Below are 16,499 nucleotides of genomic sequence, written 5' to 3' on the forward strand. Positions count from 1 at the left end.
CGCCCCCCTATGAGTGAAGGCTTTGTAGTGAGCGAAGACGAGTCGGGTCAGGGTACGCCTCTGGCTACGTGGAACGCTTCCGCCAGGCTGCGCAGCGTGCCCGCGATTACCGCAGACCTGCTGGTGCCGACCAATTGCAGGGCGGTCATCATCGCTCCGCACCCCGATGACGAAGTGCTGGCCTGCGGCGGCCTGATGAGCCAGCTGGCGCAGCTGGAACGCAACCTGCTGCTGATCTCGGTTACCGACGGCACTGCCAGCCACCCGGGCTCCACGCTGTGGCCCGTCGATAGATTAGCTGAAACCCGCCCCCAGGAGAGCGCCGAAGCTCTGGACCGGCTCGAGATCCCTCGCGCACGCCTTGAGTGGCTGCGTTGCGGCTTGCAGGATGGTGCCGTTGCCGGATCAGAGGAATGGCTGGTGGCGTTTCTTGAACAGCATCTCGGGCCTGCCGACGTGGTATTTGCCACGTGGGCAGAAGATGGCCACGGTGATCATGAAGCCGTCGGCCGCGCCAGTGCAAAGGCCTGCGCAACTACCGGGGCGCAGCTTCACGAAGTGCCGATCTGGGCCTGGCATTGGGCTGCCCCTGAAGACGAGCGTCTGCCATGGGACCGCGCACGCAAATTGTTGCTGGACCCGCTGACCCTTGCACGTAAGCGCAATGCCGCTCAGGCGTTCGCCAGTCAGTTGCAGGGTGATCCGGCCATCGGGCTTGCGCCTATTCTGCCCGCAGCCGTTCTGGAACGGCTGCTGCAACCGTTTGAAGTGGTATTCACGTGAGCGTTGACGACAGTTATTTCAATGAGCTGTTTCGCAACAGCGATGATCCGTGGGCGTTCAAGCAGCGTTGGTACGAGCGGCGCAAGCGTGCGCTGACACTTGCCGCCCTGCCCCGCGAGCGCTATCGCTCGGTATTCGAACCAGGTTGTGCCAACGGCGAACTCAGTGCCGATCTTGCCGAACGGTGTGACGCTCTGGTGTGCTGCGACACGTCCAGCCTGGCGGTTGATCTGGCCCGCCAGCGTCTTGCAGGCGTGCCTCACGCGCAGGTGCGGCAGGCGCGCTTGCCGCAGCAATGGCCGCAGGGAAAATTCGATCTGATCGTACTCAGCGAGCTGGGTTACTACCTGGACGGCGACGATCTGCGGAGTCTTATCGAATGCGCGCTTTCGGCACTCACACCCGATGGCCAGCTGCTCGCCTGTCACTGGCGTCCCGATATCGAGGGCTGCCCGCTGAACGCGCAGGCCGTACACGACATCCTTGCCGAACACTTGAACATGTACCGGCTTTTCAGTCATCACGAACAGGATTTTCTGCTGGACCTGTGGAGTCGTGATGGAACCTCCGTAGCAGAACAGGAATTCTCCGATGATCGGCATTCTGATCCCGGTGCACAATGAAGAGCAGCTACTCGATTTGTGCCTCGAAACGATAAAGCAGGCGGCCGCGCACCCCGACCTCAAGGGCGAGCGGGTGGAAGTACTGGTGGTTCTCGACAGTTGTACCGACCGCTCGGCAGAGATCGCGCGCGCTCATGGCGTGATGGTTCTCGAGGTTTCGGCTCGCAATGTCGGACAGGCACGTGCCGAAGGGGCGGCTTTTCTCCTCGACAGAGGCGCTCGATGGCTGGCATGTACCGACGGCGACAGCACGGTGGCAAACGACTGGCTCGCCGAGCAGCTGGCGCTGGACGCCGATGCAGTGTGCGGGACGGTCATGCCCGGCGACTGGAACAAGGATATTTCCGTCGCCGCGCAGGCGGCTTACCTTCAGCATTATCAGCAACGTGACGGCCATCGGCACATTCACGGTGCCAATCTGGGCGTCAGTTCAATTGCCTATATCAGCGCAGGCGGGTTTCCGGCACTGACCTGCCACGAAGATGTGCACCTGGTCCGGCAGTTGGAATTGATCGGTGCGCGAATCGCCTGGAGTTGTCGCCCCAGAGTCACCACCAGTACCCGCCTGGACTCCAAGGCCAGAGGCGGTTTTGGTGACTTTCTGAGTTCGCTGAACGCCTGAATGGCTCTTATTCATGATGGGCTGTCTGCATGCCCGAGTGGTCGGTGTCGGCAGAATTGAGCGCAGCACTGAAGAATCGCACGGCTTCTGCACTCAGGGTACGGTGGATGTCTTCGCGGTCCACTCCGTCAGGGTCATTGCACAATAAAGGTGCAGTCGAGCGCTGCTCGTCACTGCACGGTGCCATGAAGACAAAGTGCCCTGCTCCCGCCAGCAATTTATAATCCGGTGCCTGCGGCAGTTTGCGCGCCAGCGCTTCGGCATTTCGGTCGATCGCCAATAACTGGTCGTCATCCCCCGCGTACATCAGCACCGGTACGTGCACGTCACCCAATGTGTGACGGCCGAACATCAAGCTCAACGGTGCCATCAACATCAGCGCACCGACCCGTGGATCGGCCTGGGCATGAAGGTCATCCCGGTCGGCGACCAGCTCTCCCTGCGTCTTGCAGGCATCGCGGTCTGTCGGGCGTTCGAGGCAATATTGGCGAAGGCGCTGCAGGTCAGGCTGCGCACCGGCCAGAATCAGCGCGGTTTCGCCACCGGCCGAGTAGCCGATCACACCCACCTGACGAGCATTGAGATAAGGCGCGAGCAGAGGGTCAAGCAAGGCCGTGCTGATCGCTTCGGAGATCTGCAAGGGGCGGCCATACAGATTACTCAGGCTGCCCAGCCGGCTGTGGTCGCGATCATTGTCGCCGGGATGAACCACGGCAACGACTACAAAACCCTGACGCGCCAGTGACGTGGCCAGATCGTGCAACGCCAGGGGTGTGCCGGTATTGCCATGCGACAGCAGCAGTAAAGGGAAACGGCCCATTGCAATCGGCGCATCTTCACTGGCCTCGACACGATAGCCGTGGAGGGTGCTCCACTGATCGCTGCCGGTCGACGGGTAAAAAGCGATGGCCTGCACCGGCTGCGAATCCAGCGGGTCGGGGAAACTCAACTCGTGATAGCCCGCGCTCCAGGCATCATCAGCTTGTGCATGCACTGCAATCAGGCTGTCGAGCAAGCAAACCAGCATCACTGCACAAAGACGTACCATGGCAAGGCCCAACCTTTGCAAATCCGGAAACTCGTCCGGACAGTCCATTAAGCGCTTGTGTCGAGCATCGTGCTCCAGCGCCCCGCTTCCACTCAGATGAGAGTGTTCAAAACAGAAATAGTGCACAAGCCGGGCCACAAACCGCGTGTTCTTTTCGGTCATGGCGAAAAGCCCCGCAACACCTGGAATTCCGGTGCGGCGAAAGGACAGCTTAATCCCTGTAAAGCCCGATTACCTGTAAGGAAGCTGTCAAGGTCGAATACGTTCATGTCCGCACGCATTTATGCGGGGCACAAAAAAACTCCACAACCGGTGCAAACCGCTGCACGGGGTGTGGAGTTTTATGCAGCGCCTTATCGATCAGGCAGCAAACAGCTCACTTTCGATATGTTCTTGCGCCGCTGTCATGGCGTTGGCACGAGGCTCTTCTCCGTAAGCCAGGCCGTGGGCGCGAACGAATTGCAGATCGGTGATGCCGATAAAGGCGAACAACGTCTTGAGCAATTCTTCGTGGCCAGCGCCGGTTGGCTGGCCGACATGCAAGCCACCGGACGTGGAAACGATAATAACCTTCTTGCCGCCACACAGGCCTTCAGGGCCTGCTGCGGAATAACGGAACGTACGGCCAGCGACCAGAATCCGGTCGAACCAGGCTTTGAGCTGGGACGGAATGGTGAAGTTGTACATCGGCGCGCCGATCACCAGCACGTCGGAATCGAGAAACTGTTGCAAGGTGGCTTCGTTGCCGACGACTTCCTGCTGCTGGGCAGCATCACGTGCCTCCACCGGGGTACCCGCTGCGGCGAGGCTGGCAGCAGACAAATGCCCCAAGGCTTCACTGGCGAGATCGCGGTAGGTCACCTGGCTGTCGGCATGCGAGCTTTGAAAGGCCTGAACGACTTCATGGGTCAATTGACGCGAAGCGGAATGATCGCCGAGGATGCTGGAATCGAGGTGCAATAAATTCATAACGTAGCTCCTTAAAGAAAATCGCCACTGAGCGATGAAGTGGCGAGCATCCTATCCTTGATTGCAATAGATGATTAGTGGTCTTGAATGCGACTGTTCGTTCTATTAAGAGAACAATAGAGTGAGTCGGGGCTCAAGCTCAGCTCTTTGAAGGAGGTCTCGAACACATCCAGCAGCCCTCTGACCGCGGGAAGCAGCCCACGGCGCGAAGCAAACACGGCGTGTACGATGCCGCATTTTGGCCGGTGCTGGCTGAACAGTTCGACCAGACGCCCGTCCTGCAACGCTTCGCGGACAATCAGCTCCGGCAGTTGGGCCACTCCAACCCCTTGCAAAGCGGCCTGCAGCATCATGTCCAGGTCCGAGCTAATCAATCTGGGCGTGTGGCGAATTTCAGCGTAATGGCCGGAGACCGTTTCCAGCAGCCAGCGGTGTTCATGGTTTGGAGAGGGGGTGTCGAGGCTGGGCAGCGTTGATAACGCCTCGAGTGCAGGCGTAGCGGACAGCCTGGCAGCCAGATCCGGGCGTGCGACCAGACGTTGAGCACTGTGCCCGAGCAGCTTGACCACCAGCCCGTCGTCTTCCAGCGGCGGGAAGCGTACGCGCAAGGCGATATCGATGTTCTCCGTCAACGGGTCAACGCGGCGGTTGGTACTTTCCACCTGGACCTGAACCTTCGGGTGCTCGGCCGCGAACCGGGCAATGGTCTCGTTGAAGCCCATTGCCGCCAGTGCTGGAGGACAGCTGATCGCCACCCTGCCCTGCGGCTCGGATTTGGAACGCAGAATAGCCTCTTCGGCAGCTTCGGCTTCGACCAGCATTGCCACGCAGTGAGCATAGTAATCGCGTCCACTCTCGGTCACGGCGAACGTCCGGGTCGAACGGTGAATCAGCCGCACGCCCAGACGCTCCTCGAGCCCGGCAATGCGGCGGCTCAGCTTTGACTTGGGAATCCCCAACTTGCGGCTTGCGGGCGCGAAGCCAAGGCATTCGACCACCTGGACGAAATAAAACAGATCGTTGAGATCAAACACCCGGCCACCTCGCTTCAAGAGCCGAGAGTATGCAATGCCATGACAAGCGTCTCAAGACCGGCTTTCAGAGGCTGGCGGATCACTCGGCAGTCAGAAACGCCAGCACCGGCGCCGTGAATGCTTCCCCGGCCTCGACACTGGACAGATGAGCCGCATGCAGTTCGATCATCTGCGAACCCTGAATGCGCTCGACCATGAAGCGACCGTCCGCCGGGGTCGTTACCGCATCCTCAGTACCGCACACCACCAATACCGGCAATTTGATAGCGGCAATCTGCTCACGGAAATCCGCATCACGCACAGCCGCACAGTTGGCGGCGTAACCCTGTGGTGACGTGCCTGCCAACATGCCGACGACGGTGTCGACCGTAGCTGGCTCGGCCTCAGCGAATGAACGCGTGAACCAGCGCGCAACAGACGCCTCGCGCAACGCAGCCATGGCTGATTGCCCGTCACGCAGAACGGTTTCGATGCGAGGGTTCCAGACATCGGGGTTACCGATCCTGGCTGCCGTGTTGCACAGCACGACCTTGTGCAAGCGCTGTGGTGCATTGATCGCCAGCCATTGGCCGATCAGCCCCCCCATGGACAGGCCACAGAAAAAAACCTGGTCCATGTGCAGCGCATCCAGTAACGCCAGCACATCGCGACCGTTCTGCTCAATGCTGTAAGTCCCGTCACTGACCAGCGATTTACCATGACCACGCGTGTCGTAACGCAATACCTGAAAGTGATCCGTGAAGGATGGAACCTGGTTGTCCCACATATGCAGATCGGTGCCCAACGAGTTGGACAGCACCAGCACGGGCGCACCAGCCGGCCCTTCAAGCAGGTAGTTCAGTTCACCATCGGCGAGTTGCACGGCAGACATTCGAGACTCCGGAATAAGGCAAACCTGCACACTAATGAGTGTCGCAGCAGCATACAATCCGCTGACCGAATATCCGTGCGGCTATCGAACAGCTTACCGTTGACGCCGGACCGAAAGGAGCATTCCGTGAGCAAGAACATCCGCAATACCCTGCACAAAGAAGACATTGCCAGATTCTGCCTGAGCTTGCCGGGCACCCGTGAGGACTACAAATGGGGCGGCGTGCGCGTGTTTTCCGTCGCCGAAAAGAAGATGTTTGCGGTCATGGACCTGACCGGCCAGGACCTCTCGTTCAAGGTTCATCCAGAGCTGTTTCTGGGTTACGTGGACCGGCCAGGCATACGCCCTGCACCTTACCTGGCTCGCGCGCACTGGATCAGCGTCGCAGATCTGCACACGCTGAGCGACGATGAAGTGCGCGATCTGCTGACCCGTTCCCACCAGTTGGTGGTTGGCAAGTTGCCGAAACGGCAGCAGATCGGCTTGAAGCTATAAAGGCATCAGTTGCAACAGACGCTTGCCCAGAAACAGCCAGTCTATCCACAGCGCCTGATGCACCAGCACGATCATCCAGAACACAATCTGAAACGACACTTTGCGGGTCTTGTGCCGAAACACCTGCTGCGCCAGCAGCGCCCCGGGCCAACCACCCAGCAGTTCGGTGACGTGGAGGACATTCTCCGGTGTGCGCTGACCGCCGTTTTCCGCCTGGCGCTTGTCGTGTCGATACATCACAAACGCCAGCAGGCTCATCACCGTCAAGGCAATCGCCAGGATCAACTTAGCCTGCCTGACCCACAGGGACACCGAGCCAAACACCGGCAGCGCGCACACCAGCAGGAACATCACGACCTTCAGACGTAATTGCCGGACCGGTGCCCGGCCCCGACTGGCCTGCCGTTGCGGCTCGCGGACGAGTGTCATGCCTTGGCCGATGCCCAGTCGATCCAGCCGAACTGCCAGGTTGCCAGGATCAGCAGGCCGAAGGCGATGCGATACCAGGCGAACACCGCATAGCTGTGAGTGGCGATGAATTTGAGCAGCGCACGCACCGCGATCATCGCGAAGATGAACGAGGTAATGAAACCGATGGCAAAGACCGCAACGTCGTCCGGACGAAACATGTCACGGTACTTGTAGCCTGAATACACGGCAGCACCCACCATGGTCGGCATGGCCAGGAAGAACGAAAACTCAGTCGCCGCCTTGCGCGACAGGCCAAACAGCAGACCGCCAATGATGGTAGAGCCGGAGCGCGATGTGCCGGGGATCATCGCAAGACACTGCACCATCCCGACCTTGAGCGCATCGCTCCATGTCATGTCATCGACGGTTTCGGTGCGTACGGTGTGCTGGCGACGCTCGGCCCAGAGCATGATCACACCACCGACAACCAGCGCCGTTGCCACCGTAATGGCGTTGAACAGGTAGTGGTGAATCATGTCCGCAAAAATCACACCCAGCACCACGGCAGGCATGAAAGCAATCAGCAGATTGACGGTGAAACGCTGCGCCTGCCGTTGCTTCGGCAAGCCCGTGACCACGTCGAGAATCTTGCGCCGAAACTCCCAGACCACCGCCAGAATCGCGCCGAGCTGGATGATGATATTGAAGGCCATGGCGCGCTCGCCGCCAAAATCGATCAGGTCGGCGACGATGATCTGATGCCCTGTACTGGAGATCGGCAAGAACTCCGTCAGCCCTTCCACAATACCCAATATCAATGCCTGAGCAGCGGTCCAAAGATCCATCATTCCCCCATGAAGCGATGCCGCAGGCTCGCTGTTAATGTTGTCGTATCAAAAATGCTTGCCACTATGCCGTTGCAGGCCTGAACAAAGCTTGAAGAAAGTCGCGCAACGGCGCGGCGCGGAATGCTAGCAGACCTGCACGCATAAAGCCTGTTGCCGTACAACTGACGCAACGCAAGCTCCCCGCCGCACACAGAAGCGCATACAATCGCCAACCCCTCCCTTCCCTGACCACTTACCAAGGAGCCGCCATGTCCGGGCTTGAACTCTTCGCTGCCGCCATTGGCGTTATCGCGGTCTGGCTGACAGTGAAGCAGAATCCCTGGTGCTGGCCAATCGGGCTGGTGATGGTGGTGATTTATATCTGGATATTTTTCGACGTGAAGCTGTATTCGGACATGCTGCTGCAGGTCGTCTATGCAGGTTTGCAGGTGTATGGCTGGCTGCAGTGGACCCGGCATGGCGACGGCCTGCCGGTCAAAGCCGTTACCACGCTACAGCGAAATTCGGTGCTCAAGGGATTGTCGGTGGGCGCACTCATCAGCCTAGCGCTGGGCGCAGGCATGGCGCATTTCACTGACGCCGCACAACCCTGGCTGGACGCTGCACTGACAGGGTTCAGTCTGGTGGCACAGGTCTGGATGGCACAGAAGCGTGTTCAGTGCTGGCCGCTGTGGATCCTGCTGGATGTGATTTTTGTCGGTCTGTTCATCTACAAAGCGCTGTACCTGACCGCTGCGCTGTACGGGCTGTTTACCCTCCTGGCTGTGCAGGGCTGGCGCGAATGGCGTGCCGATCTGGCGCTGGCGCGATGAAGGTCCTGGTCCTGACCGGCCCCGAGTCCAGCGGCAAGAGCTGGCTGTCAGCCGAAATACAGAACCGGTTTGGCGGTGTGCTGGTCGGGGAATACGTGCGGCATTTCATCGATCAGCAAGGGCGCGATACCGTTTATGGCGATATCCCGGACATCGCCAAAGGCCAAATGGCCTGGGAAGACTCCGCGCGCGCCGCCGAGCCGCACTTGCTGATACTCGATACGCATCTGTTGAGCAACATGCTCTGGAGCCACACCCTGTTCGGCGATTGCCCGCCGTGGATCGAACAGCAATTGCTGAGCCGCTCCTACGACCTGCACCTGCTGCTGTCGCCCGTGGGCGTGGACTGGATCGGCGACGGGCAACGCTGCCAGCCGCAGTTGTGCGAACGCCAGGCCTTCTTCGATACCAGCCGCGAGTGGCTGGAGCGTCACCGGCAAACATACCTGACACTGGGCGGTGACTGGTCGCAACGCCGCGAACAGGCAATGGCGGCTGTTTCGCAACTGCTCGGGGACTCAGCGGATCTGGTGCTTGTGTAACAAGCGATAAAAAGTCGGCCGCGAAATGCCCAGCACCCTGGCAGCCACACTCAAATTGTCACTGTGGCGGGTCAGTACGTCACACAATGCCTGGCGTTCTGCACGCGATTTATACTCCTCCAGCGTGCCCATGCTGCCAGCATTGTCCTCTTCGCCCAGCAAGCCCAGGTTTGCCGCTTCTATTTGTCTGCCCTCGGCCAGCACCAGCCCTCGCCGTACCCGCCCTGCCAGCTCCCGCACATTACCCGGCCAGTCGTGTTTGCCCAGCGCGACCAGCGCATCCTGACTGAAACTGCGCGCCCGCCTGCCGGTTTCCTGGCTATATAAATGGGCGAAATGGTTAGCCAGCAACGCCAGATCGCCATGACGCTCGCGTAATGGCGCTACGCCGACCTGCAGTACATTGAGCTGATAATACAAGTCCTCACGAAAGCGCTTTTTACGAACAGCCGTTTCAAGGTCCTCGCGGGTCGCTGCCAGCACCCGCACATCCACTGCAATCGATTCACTGCCGCCCAAGCGCTCGATCTGCCGTTCCTCCAGAAAACGCAGTAGACACGCCTGGGTTTCCAGCGGCAAATCACCGACTTCGTCAAGCAGCAGCGTGCCACCGTCTGCAGCCTCAAGCAGGCCGACCCTTCGTTCCTCCGCGCCTTCAAAAGCGTGGCGCTCATAGCCAAACAGCTCGGCATGCAGCATCTGCCCTGTGAACGCTCCGCAGTCGACTACAACGAAGGGTTTGTCACGTCGCTGGGACTGGGCGTGCAGGCTGCGCGCAATCAACTCTTTGCCTGTGCCACGCTCGCCACGAATCAATACCGGTGAGTCGATAGGTGCCAGCCTGCTCAATAGCCTGCGCAACTCACGTACCGGTCGACTGTCGCCGAGCAGTTCGGGCTCGGCATGAGAAAGCGCTGTCGCCCCATGAACGCTGGAACGTCTGGCCGCAAGCGCTTTGTCCAGCGTGATATGCAGCCGGTTTATGTCGACAGGAAGGGTGTGAAAATCGAAAAACCACTGACAAACGAAATCGCCGATTTTATCGCGCTGCAGATCGCCGGATGACAGCACTGCCACCCAGTGCATTTGGCTATGGCTCACTAGCTCCTGAAGCCTTGGCAGTTGTTCGAAATGACCCGGCGTCAAGTGAACCAGGCCGACGTCATGATCAGAACCGAAGGGAGAGCCCAAGGTGCCCGTGTGTACCGTCCATCCGGCATCGCTCAAAACGGGGATCAGAGGATGACAGTCATCACCGCCGTCGATGATCAACAGGCGTCGCGTTGGGGCCGATCCATGCATGAAGTTTCCTTGGCGCCCGGCGTAGAGTTGGATTTTAAAAGCTTTTTATAAACAGCATGTTGGCGAGCCCAACTATCACCCTAGCAACTTTTTGACACGGCGTTGTACCGTTTGGGTCTAACGCTCATAACCCGATGTCACTTTAATGTATTGACCACCGAACGACGTTCATTTGAAAAGGCATGCAAGCGCGCCTTTAAAAAATCTGCAAATTTTTTCCTTGAACGGTGTGACTCCGGTCCCCTTATCGTTCATCAACACAAGTAACCAGCCGGACGGTTAGCCCGCCGACGTGACTGAATTGATATGGGCACTTGAGGAAAAAACCATGAACGCCCCACTGCGCTTCAACGATGCACTTCTGATCGCTGGACACGCTTTTGAACCCTTCCAGTGTGTTGCCTGGGCACCACAGGACGGTAACGGCGAACTGAGCCTGACGGTGATCGACCGCACCAGCAACCGCATTGGTCGCAAGCAGATTCCGAGCAGCACCTATTCAGACAAGCGGCAACTGGCCAGTGCCCTTGAACAGGCTCGCGCAGAAATCAGCAACGAGGGCTACGACCTCGAGCCGTGGACCATGCCTGCCTGATGTAGAGTCGAAAGCTGCTTGTGCACTGCAGCTAACTGGCGTGCCGATGTCTGGTATTGGCACGCCGTTTCGGACGCCGGGGTTCAAAGCGCTTTCAGCTCATCGATATGTCGGTAATCAGCCCCCAGGCTTGACGCCAGTTCCCGCGCCTTGCCCAGGCGGATAGGGCCTTTCTCCATATCGATCAGCAAACTGGCGCAATTGAATGCCGGCAGCATAGGCAACTGCTTGATCCTGCCATCGGTCAGTACCAGTACCCGTTGTTGTTCGGCCGGATAACGTTTTTGTCGTTGCACCAGCCATTCGCCTGCCTGTTCCAGCGCCGCTGACAGCGGCGTACCCCCGCCAGCTCCCAGAGCATCCAGCCATGGGGTCAATGCCGATGAGGCTTTGAGGCCCTGGTGTTGCCAGCGTGGCGTATTGCCGCTGGCAGTCAACAGGGCCAGCCGCGCCCGGCGTCGATAGGCATCATCGAACACCTGAGAAAGCAGGCCCTTTGCCTGGCTCAACGCCTGATGACGTCGCGTCGAAGCCGAAGCGTCGACAATCACCAGCAATAACTCGCCGGGGCGGCTGCTGCGCGGCTTGCGAACCAGATCCTTGCGGCTTTTCGGCTGACCGCGCAACAGCGTGGCCGACCATTGCACCGGGCCATCGACGCCAGCACGCAGGGCTCCTTGCCTGCCGGAGGCCAGTCGGCCAGGACGAGGAATGGCATCCGCCCCCTGTGCGACACGAGGGCGGATGCCTAGGACTTTTTTGGCCAGCTCGGCACTTCGCGACGTGATCCGGTAGTAACTGTCTGGGCGGGCAGTTCGCCCCAACTGCCCTGCCCGCTTTCAGGCCCGTCTTGCCTGCCTGAAGATCCGGGCGGCGGCGCTTCCGGGTTTTGTGGCGGCGGAGCGGGCTCGCGACGTCGGTGACGCAAGGCAAATTCAGCGACCGCTTCGATATCCTGCTCTTCAATCCGGCCGGCACCACGCCACGCCGCATGAGCCCGCGCGGCACGCAGCCAGACCAGATCGGCACGCATACCGTCGACACCCGCCGCGAAACAGCGCTCGGTAATCATCGCCAACGAATGGTCATCCAGTTCAATGCCCGGCAATAACTGACGCGCCTGCTCGCAGCGACGCTTCAATGCATCCTGTTGCACGTGCCATTGCTGGCAGAACCCGACCGGGTCGCTGTCGAAATCCAGACGACGACGGATGATCTGACTCCGCTCGGCCGGCAGGGTCTGGCCACTCAGTGCCACGTTCAAGCCGAAACGATCAAGCAGTTGCGGGCGCAACTCGCCCTCTTCCGGGTTCATGGTGCCGATCAGTACAAAGCGCGCTGAATGACGATGGGAGATACCATCGCGCTCGACCAGATTGACGCCGCTGGCCGCGACATCAAGCAACAGGTCGACCAGGTGGTCGGCAAGCAGATTGACCTCATCGACATACAGCACACCACCATCAGCCTTGGCGAGTACGCCGGGCGAGAACTGTGCCCGGCCCTCGGCAAGCGCAGCGTCCAGGTCCAGTGTGCCGACCAGACGCTCTTCGGTAGCGCCCAGCGGCAGGGTGACGAACTGACCACTGGCCAGCACATCGGCCAGCCCGCGCGCCAGTGTCGACTTGGCCATGCCCCGAGGCCCTTCGATCAATACGCCGCCGATGCGCGGATCGATGGCCGTCAGACACAACGCCAGTTTCAGGTCATCGGCACCGACTACGGCGGCCAGCGGAAAGTGGGGCGTTTCGGTAGTGGTTGGATCAGACAAGGTCATCAGTTCTCTTCTATGTCCAGGAGCAGGTCTTCCAGCGCCTGCCGGTACTCGCCAGGCTCCTGCCAGAGGCCGCGTTGCTGGGCTTCGAGCATGCGCTCGGTCATGTCGCGCAGAGCATCGGGGTTGTGCCGGGCGATGAAATCGCGAGTCGCCGGGTCGAGCAGATAGGCGTCGGCGAGCAGCGCGTACTGGTGATCATCGATCAGCTCGGTGGTCGCATCGAACGCGAACAGGAAATCCACAGTCGCTGCCATCTCGAAAGCACCTTTGTAACCATGACGCCTGACCCCTTCGATCCATTTCGGATTCGCCGCACGCGAGCGTATTACCCGGTTCAGCTCTTCCTTGAGGGTGCGTATTTTCGGCAGGTCCGGCTGGCTGTGATCGCCATGATAACTTGCAGTCTTCTGTCCGCTGAGGGTTTCCGAAGCCGCGAGCATGCCGCCCTGGAACTGGTAATAATCGTTTGAGTCGAGCAAATCGTGCTCGCGATTGTCCTGATTCTGCAGCACCGCCTGCACCTGAGACAGCCGCTGGGCAAAACGCTGCCGAGCCGGCGTACCTTCATCGGCTGCGCCATAGGCGTAGCCGCCCCAGTTCAGGTAAACCTCGGCAAGGTCATCGCGACTCTGCCACAGGCGGCCATCGATCGCACCTTGAACGCCAGCGCCATAGGCACCGGGTTTGCCACCGAAGATCCGCCAGCCGGCCTGACGCGCCGCTTCGTCTTCACTCAGCCCGTCTGCGACGAAGCCCTGTCGCTCTTCGCGTACCCTGGCCGCCAGCGGGTTCATGTCGTCCGGCTCGTCGAGTGCGGCGACAGCCTGTACCGCGGCATCGAACAGCTTGATGAGGTTGGCGAAAGCATCGCGGAAAAAACCCGACACCCGCAATGTCACGTCCACTCGTGGGCGGTCGAGCAGACTGATCGGCAGAATCTCGAAATCATCGACTCGCTGGCTGCCCGTTGCCCAGACCGGGCGCACGCCCATCAACGCCATCGCCTGAGCGATGTCGTCACCGCCGGTGCGCATGGTCGCAGTGCCCCAGACCGACAGGCCCAACTGGCGCAGGTGGTCGCCATGATCCTGAAGGTGCCTTTCGAGCAACAGACTGGCGGACTGAAAACCGATACGCCAGGCCGTGGTGGTCGGCAGATTTCGGACATCCACAGTAAAGAAATTGCGACCGGTGGGCAGCACGTCCAGACGGCCCCGGCTGGGTGCGCCGCTGGGGCCTGCCGGAACGAAGCGCCCACTCAGTGCATCGAGCATGCCCTGCATTTCTCCAGGGCCGCAGGCATCCAGACGCGGCGCGACCACTTCGCGAAGGCTGTCGATGATCAATGTCAGATCATCGTGAGCCGGCAGGTCGTGCAACGTATCACCCTGTGTCACGCGCTCGATGAGGGCGGCGGCGTAAAGCTCCAGGCGCTCACGTGCATCACCGGCACTGCGCCAGGGGTCGCTGCTGACCGCCCGCAACGCTGCAGGACGCTCACCGGTCCAGGGCTCGGCCAGCTCGCAATCCAGTGGATCGAAACCCAGGTCGAACGCTTTGCTCAAGGCCCTTAAAAGGCTTGACTGCGCACCGCGCCCGTCACCGCGCGGGATACGCAGCAGCGCCAGCAAGGTGTCGGTGCGCAGGCGACCTTGCGGCGACTGACCGAAGATATGCAAACCGTCGCGAATCTGCGATTCCTTCAGATCGCACAGGTAGGTGTCCAGACGTGGCAGCCAGAGCGCCGCATCGGCGTCGCTGTCGAGGTTCTCGCCCAGCGCCAGCTCGCGGTCGATACGGGTTTCACGAACCAGTTCAAGGATGTCACGCTGCAGCTCGCGCGCGCGGCGCGGATCAAGCAATTGCGCTTCGTAGAATTCGTCGGCGAGCAGTTCCAGATTACGCAACGGGCCGTAGGTTTCGGCACGGGTCAGCGGCGGCATCAGGTGATCGATGATGACTGCCTGGGTGCGCCGCTTGGCCTGTGCGCCTTCGCCCGGATCGTTGACGATGAAGGGATAGATGTTCGGCATCGGGCCCAGTACGGCGTCCGGCCAGCAGGTTCGCGACAACCCCACGCCTTTGCCCGGCAGCCATTCGAGGTTGCCGTGCTTGCCGACGTGCACCACGGCATGCGCGCCGTAGGCCTTGCGCAGCCAGAAGTAGAACGCCAGATAACCATGGGGCGGAACCAGATCCGGATCGTGATACACCGCGCTGGGGTCAACCTGATAGCCACGCGCCGGTTGAATGCCGACGAAAGTCAGGCCAAAGCGCAGCCCGGCAATCATCATCCTGCCACTGCGAAACATCGGGTCGGCATCCGGCGTGCCCCAGCGGGCATTTACCGCATCCCGATTCTCCTGCGGCAGCTCGTTGAACGCCGCCAGGTATTCCTCCAGCGCCATGCTTTGCTGACACGGACGCTGGTCGATGCTGTCCAGGTCATTGGTCACGCCGCCCAGCAATTGGCGGATCAGTTCGGTGCCGCTGTCCGGCAGTTCTGCCAGCGGATAGCCCTCGGCCTGCATGGCACTCAGGATGTTCAGCGCCGCCGCAGGCGTATCGAGCCCCACACCGTTGCCGATCCGTCCATCGCGAGTCGGGTAATTGGCCAGGATCAGTGCCACGCGCTTGCTGGCATTGGGCAGTCGCGCCAGCTCGATCCAGCGCCGCGCCAGTTGCGCGACAAAGTCCATCCTGTCCGGTTGAGCGCGGTAGCAGACCACGTCCGACTGGCTGCGCTCACTGCGCCAGGCCAGGTCCTTGAAACTGATCGGCCGACTGATGATCCGCCCGTCAAGCTCGGGCAAGGCAATGTGCATCGCCAGATCGCGGGCACCAAGGCCCTGTTCGCTGGCTTGCCAGGCAGGCTCGTTGTCCTGCGCGCAAATGGCCTGGATCACCGGCACATTGCGTCGAAACGGACGCAGATGCGGCGCTTCCGGACTCGACTGGGCAAAGCCGGTCGTGTTGAGAATCAGCTCGGTGTCAGCCTCGTCCAGCCAGTCCTCCACCTGGGTGAAGCAGCAGGGTTCCTTGAGGCTGGCCACGGCAATGGGCAACGGGTTGATGCCGTGTGCCTGTAAGCGGACGCAGAACTCGTCGATAAAACTGGTGTTGGCCGCCTGCAGGTGCGAGCGATAAAACAGCAGCGCCACCACCGGCTGCTCGGCAATCCAGTCTGCCTGCCAGTCGGCAAGCCGCGCACTTGCGCGTCGAGGGTGGTAGATAGCCGTGCGCGGCAACGGTGCGGGCTCGACCCAGGAATAATCGCGGTCCAGCCAGCGTCTGGCCATGCAGTTGTACAGTTGCAGCGCATTCTGCAAACCGCCCTGACGCAAAAACTGCCAGAGCCGGTCGCGCTCTACGGCAGGTACGGTGCTCAGGTCGCTCAATTCGGGATCAGGGCGGTCATCACCCGGCACCAGGATCACCTGAACACCGCATGCCGCCAGTTCCATCAGCCGCTCGACGCCGTAACGCCAGTATCCGATACCGCCATGCAGGGAAATCAGAATGACTCTGGCGTGACGCAACACTTCATCGACGTACAGGTCGACCGAGGCATGATTCTGGACCTGCATCGGATTGGCCAGACGCAGGCTGGGGTAGTCTTCGGGGAGCTGCCGGGCAGCTTCGGCCAGCAGCGCCAGGCTGGAATCGCCGCTACAGAGAATCACCAGCTCGGCCGGGGTCTGGCCCAGATCGGCAATGCTGTCGTCGGGTACGAAACCGCCGGGCTGGGTTCTCAGTAAATGCATGGG

General features: G+C 60.5%; 17 protein-coding genes. 7 read left to right on the forward strand and 10 right to left on the reverse strand.

Annotation, left to right across the window (positions count from 1 at the left end; translation table 11 throughout):
- The first annotated feature begins 9 nt into the window (after positions 1 to 9).
- From ALO80_RS04520 to ALO80_RS04530, 3 genes are read left to right on the forward strand one after another with little or no spacing between them, the layout of a single operon-like run.
- Positions 10 to 783 (forward strand): PIG-L deacetylase family protein, encoded by a 774-nt coding sequence (locus ALO80_RS04520; RefSeq protein ID WP_055008100.1) that lies wholly within the window; start codon positions 10 to 12, stop codon positions 781 to 783.
- Entirely contained in the window at positions 780 to 1,406 is a 627-nt protein-coding gene (locus ALO80_RS04525) for a class I SAM-dependent methyltransferase (RefSeq protein ID WP_055008101.1), read from the forward strand. Before ALO80_RS04520 ends, ALO80_RS04525 begins: the two co-directional genes overlap by 4 nt.
- On the forward strand, positions 1,375 to 2,028 hold the full coding sequence (locus ALO80_RS04530; RefSeq protein ID WP_054988287.1) for a glycosyltransferase: 654 nt from the start codon (positions 1,375 to 1,377) through the stop codon (positions 2,026 to 2,028). The genes ALO80_RS04525 and ALO80_RS04530 overlap by 32 nt, the downstream gene beginning before the upstream one ends.
- 7 nt (positions 2,029 to 2,035) lie before the next feature.
- On the opposite strand, the gene ALO80_RS04535 is transcribed toward ALO80_RS04530, so the two are convergent.
- The 4 genes from ALO80_RS04535 to pcaD form a co-directional block, all read right to left on the reverse strand.
- Complete coding sequence (locus ALO80_RS04535; RefSeq protein WP_055008158.1) at positions 2,036 to 3,076, reverse strand: alpha/beta hydrolase family protein; 1,041 nt, start codon at positions 3,074 to 3,076, stop codon at positions 2,036 to 2,038.
- A gap of 360 nt (positions 3,077 to 3,436) precedes the next feature.
- Positions 3,437 to 4,045, reverse strand: coding sequence for an FMN-dependent NADH-azoreductase (locus ALO80_RS04540; RefSeq protein ID WP_055008102.1), 609 nt, complete (start codon positions 4,043 to 4,045; stop codon positions 3,437 to 3,439).
- 74 nt (positions 4,046 to 4,119) lie between these two features.
- On the reverse strand, positions 4,120 to 5,079 hold the full coding sequence (locus ALO80_RS04545; protein ID WP_055008103.1) for a LysR substrate-binding domain-containing protein: 960 nt from the start codon (positions 5,077 to 5,079) through the stop codon (positions 4,120 to 4,122).
- 79 nt (positions 5,080 to 5,158) lie between these two features.
- A complete protein-coding gene (gene pcaD, locus ALO80_RS04550; protein WP_055008104.1) occupies positions 5,159 to 5,950 on the reverse strand; it encodes a 3-oxoadipate enol-lactonase in 792 nt (263 codons plus the stop codon).
- A gap of 138 nt (positions 5,951 to 6,088) precedes the next feature.
- On the opposite strand from pcaD, the gene ALO80_RS04555 reads away from it, so the two are divergent.
- Positions 6,089 to 6,445: an MmcQ/YjbR family DNA-binding protein gene (locus ALO80_RS04555; RefSeq protein ID WP_162491660.1), complete on the forward strand. Its 357-nt coding sequence runs from the start codon at positions 6,089 to 6,091 to the stop codon at positions 6,443 to 6,445.
- Here ALO80_RS04555 and ALO80_RS04560 read toward each other — a convergent pair.
- Together ALO80_RS04560 and ALO80_RS04565 are read right to left on the reverse strand one after the other, a co-directional pair.
- The gene (locus ALO80_RS04560; protein ID WP_055008106.1) at positions 6,440 to 6,874 is read right to left on the reverse strand and encodes a DUF1294 domain-containing protein; all 435 of its coding nucleotides are present in this window, start codon (positions 6,872 to 6,874) and stop codon (positions 6,440 to 6,442) included. The genes ALO80_RS04555 and ALO80_RS04560 overlap by 6 nt on opposite strands.
- The gene (locus tag ALO80_RS04565; RefSeq protein ID WP_055008107.1) at positions 6,871 to 7,701 is read right to left on the reverse strand and encodes an undecaprenyl-diphosphate phosphatase; all 831 of its coding nucleotides are present in this window, start codon (positions 7,699 to 7,701) and stop codon (positions 6,871 to 6,873) included. The genes ALO80_RS04560 and ALO80_RS04565 overlap by 4 nt, the downstream gene beginning before the upstream one ends.
- Positions 7,702 to 7,952: 251 nt before the next feature.
- Here ALO80_RS04565 and pnuC point away from each other — a divergent pair, with 251 nt between their 5' ends.
- Both pnuC and ALO80_RS04575 read left to right on the forward strand, forming a co-directional pair.
- Complete coding sequence (gene pnuC / locus ALO80_RS04570) at positions 7,953 to 8,516, forward strand: nicotinamide riboside transporter PnuC (protein WP_055008108.1); 564 nt, start codon at positions 7,953 to 7,955, stop codon at positions 8,514 to 8,516.
- Complete coding sequence (locus tag ALO80_RS04575) at positions 8,513 to 9,058, forward strand: AAA family ATPase (protein ID WP_055008109.1); 546 nt, start codon at positions 8,513 to 8,515, stop codon at positions 9,056 to 9,058. Before pnuC ends, ALO80_RS04575 begins: the two co-directional genes overlap by 4 nt.
- On the opposite strand, the gene ALO80_RS04580 is transcribed toward ALO80_RS04575, so the two are convergent.
- Positions 9,035 to 10,360, reverse strand: coding sequence for a sigma-54 dependent transcriptional regulator (locus ALO80_RS04580; protein WP_055008110.1), 1,326 nt, complete (start codon positions 10,358 to 10,360; stop codon positions 9,035 to 9,037). The two genes, ALO80_RS04575 and ALO80_RS04580, sit on opposite strands and share 24 nt — an antisense overlap.
- Before the next feature lie 328 nt (positions 10,361 to 10,688).
- Here ALO80_RS04580 and ALO80_RS04585 point away from each other — a divergent pair, with 328 nt between their 5' ends.
- Positions 10,689 to 10,955: a hypothetical protein gene (locus ALO80_RS04585; protein WP_003315350.1), complete on the forward strand. Its 267-nt coding sequence runs from the start codon at positions 10,689 to 10,691 to the stop codon at positions 10,953 to 10,955.
- Between the two features lie 83 nt (positions 10,956 to 11,038).
- On the opposite strand, the gene ALO80_RS04590 is transcribed toward ALO80_RS04585, so the two are convergent.
- The 3 genes from ALO80_RS04590 to cobN are packed head-to-tail and all read right to left on the reverse strand — an operon-like array spanning position 11,039 to position 16,496.
- On the reverse strand, positions 11,039 to 11,650 hold the full coding sequence (locus ALO80_RS04590) for a vWA domain-containing protein (protein WP_055008159.1): 612 nt from the start codon (positions 11,648 to 11,650) through the stop codon (positions 11,039 to 11,041).
- A 53-nt stretch (positions 11,651 to 11,703) separates the two neighbouring features.
- Entirely contained in the window at positions 11,704 to 12,732 is a 1,029-nt protein-coding gene (locus tag ALO80_RS04595; RefSeq protein ID WP_055008111.1) for an ATP-binding protein, read from the reverse strand.
- Positions 12,732 to 16,496 carry a cobaltochelatase subunit CobN gene (gene cobN / locus ALO80_RS04600; protein WP_055008112.1) on the reverse strand — a complete coding sequence of 1,255 codons (3,765 nt, stop codon included), beginning with the start codon at positions 16,494 to 16,496 and terminating at the stop codon, positions 12,732 to 12,734. The genes ALO80_RS04595 and cobN overlap by 1 nt, the downstream gene beginning before the upstream one ends.
- Positions 16,497 to 16,499: the final 3 nt, after the last annotated feature.

Source organism: Pseudomonas caricapapayae, assembly GCF_001400735.1.
Lineage (GTDB): Bacteria > Pseudomonadota > Gammaproteobacteria > Pseudomonadales > Pseudomonadaceae > Aquipseudomonas > Aquipseudomonas caricapapayae.

Bases quoted from the DNA above. Each gene is read 5' to 3' on its own strand.
- ALO80_RS04585 (WP_003315350.1), top strand. From the start codon at position 10,689: ATGAACGCCCCACTGCGCTTCAACGATGCACTTCTGATCGCTGGACAC.
- ALO80_RS04560 (WP_055008106.1), bottom strand. From the start codon at position 6,874: ATGACACTCGTCCGCGAGCCGCAACGGCAGGCCAGTCGGGGCCGGGCA.
- ALO80_RS04595 (WP_055008111.1), bottom strand. From the start codon at position 12,732: ATGACCTTGTCTGATCCAACCACTACCGAAACGCCCCACTTTCCGCTG.
- ALO80_RS04580 (WP_055008110.1), bottom strand. From the start codon at position 10,360: ATGCATGGATCGGCCCCAACGCGACGCCTGTTGATCATCGACGGCGGT.
- cobN (WP_055008112.1), bottom strand. From the start codon at position 16,496: ATGCATTTACTGAGAACCCAGCCCGGCGGTTTCGTACCCGACGACAGC.
- ALO80_RS04535 (WP_055008158.1), bottom strand. From the start codon at position 3,076: ATGGTACGTCTTTGTGCAGTGATGCTGGTTTGCTTGCTCGACAGCCTG.
- ALO80_RS04530 (WP_054988287.1), top strand. From the start codon at position 1,375: ATGATCGGCATTCTGATCCCGGTGCACAATGAAGAGCAGCTACTCGAT.
- ALO80_RS04575 (WP_055008109.1), top strand. From the start codon at position 8,513: ATGAAGGTCCTGGTCCTGACCGGCCCCGAGTCCAGCGGCAAGAGCTGG.
- ALO80_RS04565 (WP_055008107.1), bottom strand. From the start codon at position 7,701: ATGGATCTTTGGACCGCTGCTCAGGCATTGATATTGGGTATTGTGGAA.
- pcaD (WP_055008104.1), bottom strand. From the start codon at position 5,950: ATGTCTGCCGTGCAACTCGCCGATGGTGAACTGAACTACCTGCTTGAA.
- pnuC (WP_055008108.1), top strand. From the start codon at position 7,953: ATGTCCGGGCTTGAACTCTTCGCTGCCGCCATTGGCGTTATCGCGGTC.
- ALO80_RS04520 (WP_055008100.1), top strand. From the start codon at position 10: ATGAGTGAAGGCTTTGTAGTGAGCGAAGACGAGTCGGGTCAGGGTACG.
- ALO80_RS04540 (WP_055008102.1), bottom strand. From the start codon at position 4,045: ATGAATTTATTGCACCTCGATTCCAGCATCCTCGGCGATCATTCCGCT.